This window comes from Candidatus Omnitrophota bacterium, assembly GCA_018894435.1.
Classification (GTDB): domain Bacteria; phylum Omnitrophota; class Gorgyraeia; order JAHIPI01; family JAHIPI01; genus JAHIPI01.
Window position 1 is genome coordinate 1 of record JAHIPI010000062.1, and the last position, 14,555, is coordinate 14,555.

A 14,555-nucleotide genomic window follows, 5' to 3' on the forward strand; every position below is an offset into this window, starting at 1 on the left:
ACAAAGAAAGATAAATCTGATTTTCTAAGGGTTATTGCTGAAGAATTTTCTCGAGTACTATATGAGAGCTTACGGAAGTTCGACAAATACCATATGATATTAGGTTCAAGGCCTTCACGAGATTACCCCGAAGTACTGGAAGCAATCGGTAAGTATACAGATATATTTGGGACTCATCATGTTTCTCCGGGTTACAAAATATCGCCCAAATTTTACGAAGTTATAGATACTATATATGAACATACAGAAAAACCTGTTTTATTTACTGTGTTAATAACGGGACAGGACGTAGGGCTGCCGCATGGTATGCTGAGAACACAGAAAGACAGAGGCATAAGCTATTGGAGATATTTGGCGAAAGTGGCGCAAGATCCCCGCGTTGTTGCAGTGCATTGGTTTCAATATTTTGATCCTCCTGAAAAATGTTATGATGCGAACGCGGCTAACTGGGGATTGGTTAATGACCAAGATGAGCCTTACGAAGAGGCAGTTAAGTTGATTTTCCAGGCTAATAATATGGTGTATGCGTATGCTATGGGACTTTCAGATTTTTCTCCTGAGTTTGACGGATTCTTCAGAAACAATGCGGCTGCTACAAAGATTCCTCAGGGCGAGATGGCAAAAGCAATTACCCTTCCTATAGCCAATGCCGATTTTGAAAAAGGAAGATCAGGATGGGCGTTGCAGACATGGAAAGGTAAAAGTAAAGCATCCATTGATTCATCAGTGAGATATTCAGGTAAGATGGCACTTAAACTTGAGGGTGGTAATGCCGAGGGATGGGATTCGGTTGCCGTAGCTGTACAGAGTGATTTAAAGTTTTCATTAAAGCCCGGTTATCAGTATAAGCTATCGGCATGGGTAAAGACAGAAAATGTAGAAAATTTCGCTTTTGTTAGAATAAAGGTTAAAAATGCGAGTGATGAATCAAAGTATTTTTCTACAACTGAAGAATATGGGACGGAAGATTGGAGGCTTGTAGAAGCAACGTTTACTCCTATGGAAGAAAATAAAATTGATTATCTTGCCCTTGAACTGGTTGGTAAAGGGATGGCGTGGTTTGACGATATAAGGCTCGAAGTTATGGGAAGCCAAGATGAGACAAGCGCTGACTTTGCCAAAACAAGGGCGGATGAAGTGGTAGCCGTAGAGCGCAAAAAGGTTGTAAGCACACTAAATCTTACAAATCCCGGCTTTGAAGATGGCGAAACGGGGTGGAAGTTTCAGACATGGAAGGGAAAGCCCAAGGTCGGTCTTGATGGCAGGATCGCTCACTCAGGAAAACGCTCTGTAAAGATCGTCGGTTCCGCCGACGGCTGGGACTCCGTAGGCGTGGCGGCAAAAGGTGACATATCTTTCAAGTTAGCGGCGGACACGGATTACAGGTTGAGCGGCTGGGTTAAGACTGACTCTATAGAAGATTTTGCATGCATAAAGATTAAGGCCGTCTATGAAGGCGGGGAAGTAAAGTACTTTGAGACGCCTAGCCTTGCCGGTACCAATGAGTGGCAGGAGATGGCTATTGACTTTAAGCCTCAGAAGGACTGCACCATAGAATATCTCGCCTGCCAATTAGTCGGCAGAGGCACGGCGTGGTTTGACGATATATCTTTAGAGGAAATAGAATGAACATATTGTTTGTTTCACCAAGAATACCATATCCAATGGACTCGGGTGCCAAAATAAGGACCTTTAGTCTATTGAAGGGCCTGCAAGCGACCCATAAAGTTATATTGCTGTCCTTTGTCTATGACAAAAAAGATGAAGAAGGCGCAGAAGCGATAGAGCGTATGGGCATTAAGGTCATTCAGGTCAAAGGCGAAGGCAAGATAACCGGCAAAACTATAATGCGGGCGGTTTTTAACGGGATCCCCCTAACAATAGCAAAATATTACAGCGACAGCATGAGAAGGGCCATAAATTCGCTCATAAAAGAAGAAAATATAGAAGTAGTTCACTTTGACCACATCCATATGGGCCAATACGTGGATATGTGCAGGGTAAAATATTCCGTTATAGATGAGCATAATGTGGAGTCTATAATCCTGAAGAGGCTTTCGGAAAATGAAGAGAGCCCGTTTAAAAAGATGATATATAAAAATGAATGCAGAAAATTAGCCAAACTGGAGAAGGACAAATGCCGCAAGGCGTCATTAGTGACAGTTGTTTCAGAGGAAGATAAAAAAGCTCTGCAGAATTTATGCGGCGAAGGCGCCAATGTGGAAGTGGTGCCGAATGGAGTGGATGTGGATTATTTTAGGGACAGTCCCCTCCGGGGACAGTCCCTTGAGGATGCGGTGGTATTCACCGGAGCAATGGATTGGCTGCCCAATAGCGACGCGGCGGAATATTTCATAAAAGATATACTTCCGATAATATGGAAAAAAAATCCTTCAGTAAAATTCTATATAGTCGGTAAAAAACCGCCTCAGAGACTGAAGAATTTACAAGAGGCCAATGGCCGCATCATAATAACAGACAGTGTGCCGGACGTAAGGCCGTATGTATTCAAATCAAAAGTATTCATCGTTCCCCTGCGCATAGGCGGCGGCACGCGGCTTAAGATACTTGAGGCGTTGTCTATGGAAAAAGCGGTTGTGTCCACATCAATAGGAGCCGAGGGATTGAATGTAAGTGATGGCAAGGACATCTTGATCGCTGATACTCCTGAGGCATTTGCAGATAGAGTGCTAGAACTTTTAGGGAATGACGTTTTACGTAAAAATCTGGGTAGTAACGGCAGAAACTTAGCTTTAGGGACATATGATTGGAAAATTATAAGCGAAAGACTTTCTAAATTGTACCGCGGAAGTTTTTCATACGCGGAAAAGGTATAGATGGGAACTCTGATAGCAAAAATTGTATTTTGGTTTTTAATGGCGCTGACGGTGTTTATCTATTTTCTATACCCCCTGGTTTTGGCATTTATAGCAAAGATAATGGGTAGGGAACCTGTAAAAGCCGATATAACGCCTTTTGTAAGCCTTATCGTGCCTATGCATAATGAGGAGAAGGTAGCGAAAGAAAAGGTGGAGAATATCCTGGCGTTGGATTACCCCAAAGATAAGCTTGAGGTTATTTTCGCCCTTGACGGCTGCACCGACAGGACAAAAGAGATTATATCATGGTATAATAACACGGCTGTAAAGATACTGGAAACTAACGAAAGAGGTGGGAAGGTTGCTGTTTTAAACCATGCCGTTCCATCAGCAAAAGGAGAAATCATCGTATTTTCAGATGCCAATTCTATGCACGAGCAGGATACCTTGCGTAAAATAGTAAGAAATTTTGCCGATGAAAAAGTAGGGTGTGTTTCGGGTATTTTGAAGTATAAAGAGGCAGACGCAACCTCGGTTGGCAAAGGGGAAAATCTATATTGGAAGTACGAGCACTTCATGAAAGTCAACGAAAGCAGATTGGGCAAACTGCTTGTGACGAACGGCTCAATTCAGGCAGTGCGTAAAGCGTTGTATCCGTATCCGAGTCCTGATGTAGCCGATGATTTCAGCATACCGCTTATTATACAATCTAAGAGATATAAGGTGCTGTACGAGCCCGAAGCCATAGTTTATGAAAGAGCGACCCAGAGCCTAAAGGAAGAGTTTGATCAAAAGGTAAGGATAATATCGCAGGGGATGAAGGGGGTAGTTTTGCTCTGGAGGGATCTTTTGCGACTATCACCAATGGGGATCTTTGAGCTTTTATTCCATAAAGTAATAAGATGGTACGTGCCATTTTGTATGATATTGGTTTTTCTTTTGAATATACTGCTCTTGGGTGAACCTATATACCGCTTTTTATTTATATTGCAAATAGCTTTCTATATTTGCGCTTTTATGGGATTTTTGTTCCGCCACAAAACTAAGACGAAGATTTTCTACATACCTTTCTATTTTTGTCTTATTAATTTTGCATCTTTAGTTGCGGTTTATAAGTTTTTCAAAGGAGAACAGACAAGGACGTGGGATAAGGCCCATAGCACACGAATAGAGATTGCTTCGCCCCTTCGGGGCTCGCAATGACGAAGTTGTGAAAAGTCAAAAATAATTGAAAGAAAATGCCCTTCTCAAACGTATATATAAGTGAGAGGAGGGTTAAATATGTCTAAAGGGTTAGTTTCGCAAGGGTTCATTGAAAAGAAGATTTACATAATCAGGGGGCACAAAGTAATGCTGGATAGGGATCTGGCAGAGTTGTATGGGGTAAAAACCAAAGTATTGAATCAAGCGGTAAAGAGAAACAAAAAGCGCTTTCCTAAAGACTTTATGTTTAGATTAACCGAAGCCGAGAAAGAAGAGGTGGTCACAAATTGTGACCACCTTGAGGAGCTTAAATTTTCGTCTCAACTGCCTTATGCTTTTACTGAACATGGGGCTTTAATGTTAGCCAATGTGATCAGAAGCTCTACTGCGGTAAAAATGAGCATTGTAATAGTGAGGGCGTTTATCCGACTTAGAGAAATAGCCGTAACTCACATAGGCATGAAGAGAAAAATTGAGGCTATGGAGCGAAAATACGATCAACAATTCAGGGTTGTCTTTGAAGTTATAAAAAAGCTATTAGAGCCGCCATCCAAAAAACCAGTGCGGCGCATAGGTTTTCACGCAAGATGATGGGAAAGGGATTGCTTCGCCACTTCGTGGCTCGCAATAACGGGATTACGTATGAAAATACTATTAATAGGCAGTGAAGGATTCATAGGAAGATTCTTGAGGCGAAAGCTTGCCGAAAAGGGCCATAATGTTATGGGTATGGATATGAATGGACTAGCCAGGGATCGCCAATTCACCAAAGGAAACGTCACTAATATAAATGACATTATGAAAGCGGCGGCGGGGGTTGATCTCATAATAAACCTGGCTGCTGAGCATCATGATTTTGGGGTGAAAGAAGAGGAGTTTTTTGAAGTAAATACCAAAGGCATGCAGAATGTCCTGGATTGCGCAACCAAGCTTGGGATAAAAAAGATCTTATTCTATAGCACTGCGGCCGTATATGGCCCGCATGCGGAGTGCGTAAGCGAAAGCACGGTTCCTACCCCGGTGTCGCCGTACGGCAAATCTAAGCTTGAAGCCGAGAAGCTAATACATGATTGGGCCGGGGCCGATAAGGCGCGCGAAGCCGCAATAATAAGGCCGGTTGTCGTATTCGGGCCGGAAAACTATGCCAACATGTATAATCTTATAGACACTATACATAGGAAGAGGTTCTTTTTTGTGGGGAAGGGCGAAAACATAAAGTCAGTGGCTTACGTGGAGAACCTGGCAGATGCCACTATATTCCTTCTTGAGCATATGAAACCGGGCGTAGAGGTGTGTAATTATTCCGATTATCCGCAGATGAATATAAGAGAGACCGCAGAGACCATATATAAATGCTTATTGCGCGATATACCGAAGGTAAATATACCATTAGGCCCCGCGCTCGCGGCCGCAAGTATATTTGACATTTTAGGCAAGATCACAGGATATAACTTTCCGATAACGGCTTTTAGAATAAAGAAATTTAACACACAAACTTATTTTGCTTCGGATAGGATAAGAGAGCTGGGTTTTAAGCAGCGCATAACTCCGGCCGACGGGTTGAAGAATATGGTTGAGTGGTATTTGAAGAGGTTGCGTGAGGTTGCGAATGGTGTGGAAAATTAAAAATAATTGAAAGAAAATGCCGCTCTCAAACGTATATATAAGTGAGAGGAGGGTGAAATGAAAAAAGAAATAACTACTACTAAAATTGCGATTTTCAGAAAGCGAGAAATCCGAAAGACTGTTCATGGCAATGAATGGTGGTTTGTCATTGTGGATGTTGTTGCGGCCCTGACGGATTCAATTCAGCCCGATGGGTATATTAAAGATATGCGCAGAAGGGATGAAGAGCTTTCCAAGGGGTGGGGGCAAATTGCCACCCCCCTTTCGGTGAAAACTCCCGGGGGCATTCAGAAGCTTAATTGTGCCAGTACCGAAGGCATTTTTCGCATTATTCAGTCCATCCCATCCCCTAAAGCCGAACCGTTCAATGCTTGGTGAAGCATCAACAAAAGAGATAACAGTCAATAAAGACGCTCAAGGGTTCGTTGAGAATAAGCAGGCCGCTTTTGAAGGCGGCGCTGTTGCAGGTAATGCAAGAAGAGAGCTGGAGCGTAAAAGCGGCAAAAAAATAATCAGTAAAAAAAATTATATAAAATTACCGCAAAATAAAAAATTATTGAAGTAGGGATTGCTTCGCCCTCCTCTGGCGGGCTCGCAATGACAAGGGAAGATTATGAAACTTAAACGTACATATGGATGGGTGCCGGACATACCGGACGGCAGGGATTATCTTTATCGCGCCATAAAGCCCGTTATACGGCTGACGAAAAAGGTGGATTTAAGGAGCCTTTGCTCTGCGGTCGAAGACCAGGGTAATCTTGGCAGCTGCACGGCGCAGGCGCTTGCCGGCAATTTGGAATTTATTGATAATAAAATAGACTCGATATATACCGACGTGAGCAGGCTCTTTATTTATTATAATGAAAGGGTGTTGATAGATACAGTCGATTATGATTCCGGCGCGTCATTGCGTGACGGTATTAAATCCCTTAAGAACTCTGGAGTTTGCGAAGAGGCCCTATGGCCTTATACAATAGAAAAATTTGATGAAAAGCCTCCCGCAAAGTGTTATAAAGACGCGCAGGAACACAGGATCGAGGCCTATTATCGTATAGAATCTTTAAGCGAAATGCTCGCGTGCCTTACCGACGGCTATCCATTTGTATTTGGATTTACGGTGTACGAAAGCTTTGAAACAGGGCAGGTCGCGAAGACAGGTAAAGCGAATATGCCGAAAAAGGACGAATCAGCGCTTGGCGGACATGCGGTAATGGCGGTGGGGTACAATCAAAGCGAGAAGCGATTTTTGGTGCGTAATTCATGGGGAACGGGCTGGGGCATGGGCGGATATTTTACAATGCCGTTCAAGTATTTAGAAACGCTGGCAGAGGATTTTTGGACGGTAAGAAAATAGATGATGGGGGAATAAATGGAGAAAAAAACAAATCTAATAAAATTCATATCATGCGCAGTACTTTTATTGATAGCCTATCTACCGACTATAAACTGGATGGTCGGGCGGTGGAACGCGGAGGATTCTTACTATAGCCACGGGTTTCTTATTCCTTTGATATCGATTTTTCTTGCCTGGCAGAGGAAAGATAAGATCAAGGATGTGCTCATAAAAAGCGATGCGAGAGGGCTTTGGCTTATAATCGCAGGGCTTCTTGTGCACATTGCCTGCGCGGCTCTAAGAGTAGGTTTTCTTTCAGGTTTCTCACTCATTTTTGTTATATACGGCCTTGTATTGTTCTTTTTTGGTGTCGAGATGGCGCGGCTTATGAGATTTCCTATATTTTTCCTGCTTACAATGGTGCCGCTTCCTTTGGTGCTTGTCAGTAATTTGACGGTCAAGCTTAAGCTCTTTGCGGCGCAATGCGCCACTTTTATACTTAATCATATCGGATTTCCATCGGTAAGAGACGGCAGTATGATAAGGATGCCAAATTCAGTCATTCTCGTTGAGGCGCCGTGCAGCGGCCTGCGGTCGTTAATATCGCTTTTGACATTGGGGCTCCTTTTTGCATACATGCTTAAGGCGTCTTTTATAAAGAAGGGCATACTGCTTTTATCGGCCATTCCGCTTGCCGTAGCGACTAATATGCTGCGGATAATAATGCTCGGTACCGTTAATGATCTATACGGCGAAAAAGCGGCATTCGGGTTTTTCCACGATTTTTCCGGGTTTTTAGTCTTTGCCTTGGCGTTTGCGGGGATGTTGTGGATGTATAAAATATTGGAGAATAGGTGATAGGGGCTGAATCTTGAGGTCACAAATTGTGATCTTGAAGCTTGACATTGTTGTATGAATATACTACAATTGTTGTAAAAAAGGACAACAATATGATTGATTTTACGGGTATTACGAAATCGGAGGTAAGAAAAAAAGTATTGCGATATTTCTTCACGCATACCGAGGCAAACCTCTATTTGCGAGAAATAGCAGCTATTTTAAAAGTCGATCCTGGTAATCTGTCGAAGGAGCTTTCTAGGCTCGGAAAAGAGGGTGTTTTTAAGTCTGCTGAAAGGGGAAAGCAAAAATATTTTTCGCTAAATGAGCGTTATCCGCTTTTTAGCGAGTTAAAATCAATAATATTCAAAAGTGTAGGCGTAGAAGGTACTCTCAAAGAGATGCTTAGGAATATTAAAAGCATTCGTTGCGCCTTTATTTACGGTTCGTATGCTAAAGGAAGCGAAAAACCGTCTTCGGATATCGATTTAGTTGTAATAATCGATAAGGACAAATTCAAAGCAGGCGTTTTTGAAAAGAAGATGTACGAACTCGGCACGAAATTATCACGAGAAATAAATTATTCATATTATCCGGTGGATGAGTGGCATGACAAGATAAAAAAAGATAGCAGCTTCATTAAAAATATTTTGAAACAGGATAAGATAATGCTGGTGGGGGATATAAATGGATTACAGTGATTTAGTGAAAGAAAACAAGCTTAAAAAGGAACCGGATATAGGTTTTGACCAAGTCGAGAGACTGCTTAAGCGCAGCAGGAAGGATTTGACCACGGCACGGCAACTTATCGGGAAAGATGAAGAGCTTGCAGTCGCGGCAATTTATGACGCAATGTTTCATGCGGCCAATGCGTTGATACGTATGCAGGGGTATAGGCCCGGAACGGTACGGCAGCATATAGGCGTAATTGAAGCTGTCAATAGGACACTCGGCAAGAATGCCGAAAATCTGATAATTAAATTCGACAATATGAGAGTTGCCCGAAATAAGTTTGAATATCAGGCAATATTAGATATGTCAAAGGCGCAATTAGACAAGGCACTGCAGGATGCCGAAGAATTGGCTAAAATGATTGCAAAGCATATTTTTAGGCAAAACCCGCAAAGGCAATTTGATTTTTAGATTGCTTCGCCTCTAAGGGGCTCGCAATGACAGGGGATGTTACAATGAACGAAAATATCGGTTTCACAATTATAGTAGTCTTACTTTTAGCGGCGAGTGCGATTTCGCTGAACATGTTTTTCAAAGAACGTTCGGCGCATGATTTCCTTGATATAAATACTTTTCCGCATAAATTAGGCGAGTGGTCCGGGGCCGATGAGACCGTAACGGAAAAAGAGTACAAGATCCTCGAGACGCGCAATCTTATAGTGCGCGACTATACGAACCCGAAAGGGTGGATACTAAATCTCTTTATCGTATATTCCGAAACAAACCGCTCAGTTTTTCATCCTCCGGAAGTATGCTTCCTTGGCGGCGGTATATCCATAGTGGATAAAAAAATTGAGCGCGTTAAGGACGGCGGCTACAATTTTACGGCTAATAAGATGTACACCGAAAAGGGCGAGTTTAAACAAATAGTCCTTTACACCTATAAAGCAGGCAAACTTTACACCAGCAATTTCTATCTGCAGCAGGCGTACCTTGCCATAGGCCAGCTCTTCGGCAAAAACACGCCCGGCGCGACCATACGCGTATCTATGCCGGTCATAGGTAGTGAGGAAGATACGGTCGTTGCGCTTAAGAAGTTCCTTGTTGAAGTAGTGAATGAGATTGCTTCGCTTCGCTCGCAATGACATGTCGCGCATGTTACCGAGGTTGCGGAAGCTACACAACGTTAAAATTATATTTATTTCGCACAGAAAATCATATATAATATAGCCATGGACTTTGCGTTGATATTCAAATTTCTAATAGAGAACCTTACGCGCAAAAAAATAGACTTTGCGCTTATAGGAGGATTTGCTCTACAGGCGGTTGGCGTTACCAGAACGACACGTGATATAGATTTGCTTATTTTGAGCGAAAATTCTCCGGAGATTAAAAATCTCATGCTTAAACATGGATACCAACTTTTACACGAGAGTGAAGATGTAATGAATTTTGCAGGCAAAAAATTTGAATTAGGTAGAGTAGATTTTTTATTAGCCCATAGAAAATACTCTATCGAAATGCTGAAGAGAGCTGATGATAAACCGGTTTTCGGCGGAAAATTTAAAATAAAGGTCCTGAAGATAGAAGATCAGATAGGCCTTAAGGTGCAGGCAAGTTCAAACGATTCTAAACGTCTATATCAGGATATGGCGGACGTGCGGAAACTTCTTTATGATAATTACCCGAAGCTTGACATGGATCTTATAAGGGAATATTTTGCGCTTTTTGGCAGAGAAAAAGAATTAGACGATATTACAAGGGAAGTGAAAGATGTTAAGTAGAGAAGAAAAAGAGGAAATGCTTAAAGACGCCAAAAATCATGTCCGTAAACGGCACTTCCGGACTAGAGTAGAAAAGCATGCCTCGGTAGATTCATTTGATGAGTACATATCATTTCTAAATGGTATACAGAAAATTTTCTCGCCTTTTACAAATCATAATCGACCGACAGAAACGAAGCTTAATAAGCTTTAAGAGCCAAGTTGCCCCTTATAGCCTATAGTCCACACAAAACAACACCCTCAATCATAATGTCCAGATTCCGCATATCGCCTATCAATGTCTGTCATATGTTGTCATAGAAAGTACAATTTTCCTTCAAATACCCATCCATAACCCATTTATTATCAGTATGTTATGAGCGCAAATTTCCCGCTGATTTTTCCAAAAATTGAGACTTGGCACGAAAATTGCTTCTACGTATAGTGATATGAAGCAGAAAAGACTTTTAGCTATAGAGTATTCGTTTATTATCCTGACCATAGTTGCAATCGTTTTGTGCATCACCAGCTATTCCTATGCGCAGAATAAACAGACGCCTTATCCGGTAGCCCCGGAGCCGGGCAGTATTGCGCTTATTACTACGGGACTATTGGGATGGATAATCCAGTTTGCGCGAAGGCGCTTCGCGGAATTCAAGAGGTGTTTCGATATTCTCGTAAGCGCATTTGGCATAGCAGTTTCCCTGCCTGTTGTTGGCCTTACCGCCGCTTTCATCAAAGCTGTGTCCCCCGGACCGGCATTTTTTAAGCAGGAGAGGGTAGGCCTGAACGGAAAGACATTCCAGATATATAAACTCCGCACCATGGTTCCCGATGCCGAAAAGTCAAGCGGCGCAGTATGGGCGCAGGAGGATGACCCGCGGCTTATCAGATTTGGCAAATTCATACGCAAGGCGCATCTTGATGAATTACCCCAGCTTGTTAATGTGCTACACGGAGAAATGAGTATAGTGGGGCCAAGGCCTGAGCGGCCGGTTTTTGTGGAACAACTGAAAAGAGAGATCCCGGATTATACCAAGCGGCTCAATGTAAAGCCCGGCATAACGGGCCTGGCGCAGGTCTTTCATAAATATGATGAGACCATAAAAGATGTTAAGAAAAAAGTTAAATATGACCTTCTCTATATAAGAGAGATGTGTTTAATGGTAGATATAAGGATACTTTTAAGAACAATCGTGGTTTCCTTACAAGGGAAAGGGGCAAGGTAATTATGCATAGAAGAATTGGAAAGAGTATAATGTTATTCGTTACCTTGGTAATGTCTTTATTAGTTTTCGAAAATACAGCATGTGCCCTTATATTTGCAGGAGACACAGCAAATTCAACCGAACAACTCGGTAACTTTACCGCGACTTTAACCTATACGCCGATCAACAGTACGTCCGCTACGCTTTCACTTTCCCTGCTTAATACAAGCAGTGTGGCTAATGGTGGCTTCATCACAGGGTTTGTTTTTAATAATCCCCAAGGCCTTATAACCAATGCCTCAATTACGAGCAGTAATTTTCCTACGTTAATTCTTCTTGGTCTATCCAACAACACCATAAGCGCATCGCCTTTTGGAGGGTTTGACCTTGGTGCTGCTATAGGCGGAAATTTCCTTGGCGGAGGCAGCCCTAACTCAGGCATAGGAGTCGGCCAGACAGGCGCGTTTACGTACTTTTTGACCGGCGTAAATCTTAATACATCGAGCGAAACAAATTTCATGAATGAATTATCTTATGACGGTAATCCGTCTCATTTTTTCGCGGCACGTTTCAGAGGATTCAATGACGGCGGCAGCGATAAAGTTCCCGGCGATCCACCAGACGGTACGATTCCCGAGCCGATGACGATGTCGCTTTTAGGACTGGGGATTTTGGGGTTTAAATTAACAAGGAGGAAAAGGTGAAAAAATCATTATTTTGTTTAATGCTTATAGCATCGCTTATCTTGCTAAACACCGAAGCAAGTGCGTATCTACCCGATTTCGGATTTGAAGGCGGTAATTGGGGTGGCTGGGCGTCGCAGGGGAGCGAAAATGCGGTATTGGGGCTTGATGTTTTTCCTAAAGACGATGATTCATCCATGACCGTGTTGCCGTATTATGGCAGCTACATGGCGAGGGTTAATTCTTATGACGGAGAAAGCGACTTGTACCCGCCAGATGCGCCGTTTTATGTTTTTAACAACTTTATAACCCAAACTTTTGAGTGGGGCGGCGAAGATATGTCATTCTGGTATAACTATTTTACATGGGATTATGGAGAGTGGGATGAGGGGCAGTTTTATCCATATGATGATCCTGGCTTTAGCGTATGGTTAGATGGTAGTGAAATCTGGAGCTGGAGCGCAAGCAGCCTGGATGACGAAGGCGGAATTGACAACGCAGTGGACTCTACGGGCTGGCAGCAATTTACTTTTACTGCGGACAATTTCCGCGGTTTGTACTATGAAGAAGGTAGCGAAATAGCACTTTGGATTTATGCAGGTAACACCGGAGATGATGAAGTGCCTTCGTGGGTATATATAGATGGCGAAAGAAACGTCATCCCCGAGCCAATGACCATGTCGCTTTTGGGGCTGGGGATTTTAGGATTAGCAGGATTTAGAAGGAAAAAGTAGTAGGTAGAGATTGCTTCGCCCCTTCGGGGCTCGCAATGACAGTCATTGCGAGGAGCGTAAGCGACGAAGCAACCACTAACCTAAGATATAAATCTATAATAGGCTGTCACGAAACTCGTTCTTTTAAACAGTGAAGAAGGACTTGATAAAGCGCAACTTATGACTACCACCGGATTTTACAGCAGCCAGGGCTACAGCCAATACCGATATATGCGCCAGTGAACATAGATTGGCCGTAGCGTTTAAGCCCTTTACCGAGCATCGTTGCATAGCGAACATTAAGAGGCGTGCGAATATTCTCTCCGAGGATGTCCGGAGATTATACAGTTTTTTGAAGGTTTGAGAGCCATAATCGATGTTTTGCCGTATGGACGTATCAACGTCTATTCGTAAATTAATAGTGCAGCCATATCGATTACTGAAGAATTTGGGATGGTTCCAAGGGCAGAACCACCCGGTCTTACGAGCGAATTTCTTACTCATTTTGATAGGGCAAGCGAATTTGTGCCTCATGCGATTTTGTTCTTTGTCATAGAATTTACCGCAGGATATCATCTCGAATCCAGCCTGACATATAGGCGTGCCTTTGGATGAGAGCCTAATATTGGGATTAGCGCCTCCTCTGGGATTTTTGGCGATAACGGGCTTGGCTTTTAGCTCTTTGACTATATGTTCAATGATGGTGGATGAGTCGAATGCGGAATCAGCGATAACCGCTTTCGGCGATATCTTAAAAGCATCTTTGAGATATTCAAGCTGTGAGATGAGTAGAGTCGCTTCGTGAACATTAGCCGGTTTGGTAATTTCGGCTAAAGGCAGCTCGGACACAGCGTCGTTGACTATATGATTGCGGTAACCCCAGAAGAATTGGATCTTTTTACCGCTTGGATAGACGACATAAGCGCCTAAACGCGCTTCTTTATCGGTTTTAGGGAGTTTATTCTTATCAAACCGGTCTTTTACATTGGTCTTTAAGTTATTCTCTTTTACCGGCGATTTGACCGGGCAGGAATCGGTAGATAAATATTCCGCCTTTATTTCACCGACGAGCATTAATTCTTTGATGAGGTTTTCTTTGATACGCCGGAGTAATTCATTAGGCGTGTATTTTAAGAAGTGCGAGAATCGTTCTTTGGAAGGAAAAGATTTAAATCCGCATGCTTGGGTAAGCGCGGGATAACAGTTTAATTCTCTTGTAAGGTCAACCAGGTTAGAAAGACCTCTTAGATTCTTGAATACAAGGGCGTTAATCATAGACGAGACTGGATATGGCGGCCGTCCCGTGTGATAGTTCTTGTCCGGGATATCCAGACAAGAGAATACAAGCTCAAGTTGCCTTAAGTAGGTCAGATTTGTATCTTTGGTAAAGATTAGATTGGGCTGGTACATCAGTGTTTACCTCCATAGGGGTTTCGTGACAGGCGCATATTAACAAGCGTCTATTATAAACCATAAATAGGGGTGGAGGTAAAATCAGCAGGACGAGAAAAGAGTAAAAAACATGAGGGTGTCACGAAAGTAGGGTAGCTTAAAATTCTCCTCCTCCCCCCTCAAAAGAGGCCAAAAATAGGCCTTTTTGAGGAAATCGGAGAAGTTCTCCGACGACAAAACGGCAGGAGGTAGAAAATAGAAGCGATTTTAAATTCTCCGACGGAGAAATAGTTTCGTGACAGCCAC

The 14,555-nt window shown here is 42.8% G+C and carries 15 protein-coding genes and 1 pseudogene; 15 read left to right on the plus strand and 1 reads right to left on the minus strand.

The window, feature by feature from the left end:
* From KKI13_04745 to KKI13_04815, 15 genes and pseudogenes are all read left to right on the plus strand, one after another.
* Window positions 1–1,629: carbohydrate binding domain-containing protein (locus KKI13_04745; protein ID MBU4488356.1), on the plus strand; the 1,629-nt coding region annotated here is incomplete at its 5' end.
* The gene (locus tag KKI13_04750) at window positions 1,626–2,837 is read left to right on the plus strand and encodes a glycosyltransferase family 4 protein (protein ID MBU4488357.1); all 1,212 of its coding nucleotides are present in this window, start codon (window positions 1,626–1,628) and stop codon (window positions 2,835–2,837) included. The genes KKI13_04745 and KKI13_04750, both read left to right, overlap by 4 nt.
* Window positions 2,838–4,022 (plus strand): glycosyltransferase family 2 protein, encoded by a 1,185-nt coding sequence (locus tag KKI13_04755; protein MBU4488358.1) that lies wholly within the window; start codon window positions 2,838–2,840, stop codon window positions 4,020–4,022. It abuts the gene before it with no gap.
* Window positions 4,023–4,100: 78 nt separating this feature from the next.
* A complete protein-coding gene (locus KKI13_04760) occupies window positions 4,101–4,613 on the plus strand; it encodes an ORF6N domain-containing protein (protein ID MBU4488359.1) in 513 nt (170 codons plus the stop codon).
* Between the two features lie 51 nt (window positions 4,614–4,664).
* Window positions 4,665–5,648 (plus strand): NAD(P)-dependent oxidoreductase, encoded by a 984-nt coding sequence (locus KKI13_04765; GenBank protein MBU4488360.1) that lies wholly within the window; start codon window positions 4,665–4,667, stop codon window positions 5,646–5,648.
* 57 nt (window positions 5,649–5,705) lie between these two features.
* Window positions 5,706–6,213: pseudogene (locus KKI13_04770) on the plus strand (Bro-N domain-containing protein).
* 48 nt (window positions 6,214–6,261) lie between these two features.
* Window positions 6,262–7,002, plus strand: coding sequence for a C1 family peptidase (locus KKI13_04775; GenBank protein MBU4488361.1), 741 nt, complete (start codon window positions 6,262–6,264; stop codon window positions 7,000–7,002).
* 15 nt (window positions 7,003–7,017) lie between these two features.
* On the plus strand, window positions 7,018–7,839 hold the full coding sequence (locus KKI13_04780; protein MBU4488362.1) for an exosortase/archaeosortase family protein: 822 nt from the start codon (window positions 7,018–7,020) through the stop codon (window positions 7,837–7,839).
* 92 nt (window positions 7,840–7,931) lie between these two features.
* A complete protein-coding gene (locus KKI13_04785) occupies window positions 7,932–8,519 on the plus strand; it encodes a nucleotidyltransferase domain-containing protein (protein MBU4488363.1) in 588 nt (195 codons plus the stop codon).
* Window positions 8,506–8,961: a HEPN domain-containing protein gene (locus tag KKI13_04790; GenBank protein MBU4488364.1), complete on the plus strand. Its 456-nt coding sequence runs from the start codon at window positions 8,506–8,508 to the stop codon at window positions 8,959–8,961. Before KKI13_04785 ends, KKI13_04790 begins: the two co-directional genes overlap by 14 nt.
* Before the next feature lie 26 nt (window positions 8,962–8,987).
* Window positions 8,988–9,635 carry an EpsI family protein gene (locus KKI13_04795; protein MBU4488365.1) on the plus strand — a complete coding sequence of 216 codons (648 nt, stop codon included), beginning with the start codon at window positions 8,988–8,990 and terminating at the stop codon, window positions 9,633–9,635.
* A gap of 87 nt (window positions 9,636–9,722) precedes the next feature.
* The gene (locus tag KKI13_04800; protein ID MBU4488366.1) at window positions 9,723–10,274 is read left to right on the plus strand and encodes a nucleotidyltransferase; all 552 of its coding nucleotides are present in this window, start codon (window positions 9,723–9,725) and stop codon (window positions 10,272–10,274) included.
* Between the two features lie 428 nt (window positions 10,275–10,702).
* Window positions 10,703–11,482 carry a sugar transferase gene (locus tag KKI13_04805; protein MBU4488367.1) on the plus strand — a complete coding sequence of 260 codons (780 nt, stop codon included), beginning with the start codon at window positions 10,703–10,705 and terminating at the stop codon, window positions 11,480–11,482.
* 2 nt (window positions 11,483–11,484) lie between these two features.
* Window positions 11,485–12,165, plus strand: coding sequence for a PEP-CTERM sorting domain-containing protein (locus KKI13_04810; GenBank protein ID MBU4488368.1), 681 nt, complete (start codon window positions 11,485–11,487; stop codon window positions 12,163–12,165).
* The gene (locus KKI13_04815) at window positions 12,162–12,878 is read left to right on the plus strand and encodes a PEP-CTERM sorting domain-containing protein (GenBank protein MBU4488369.1); all 717 of its coding nucleotides are present in this window, start codon (window positions 12,162–12,164) and stop codon (window positions 12,876–12,878) included. Before KKI13_04810 ends, KKI13_04815 begins: the two co-directional genes overlap by 4 nt.
* Before the next feature lie 123 nt (window positions 12,879–13,001).
* Here the strand turns inward: KKI13_04815 and KKI13_04820 are convergent, their stop codons facing one another.
* Window positions 13,002–14,267, minus strand: a complete 1,266-nt coding sequence (locus KKI13_04820; protein ID MBU4488370.1) for a transposase — start codon at window positions 14,265–14,267, stop codon at window positions 13,002–13,004.
* Window positions 14,268–14,555: the final 288 nt, after the last annotated feature.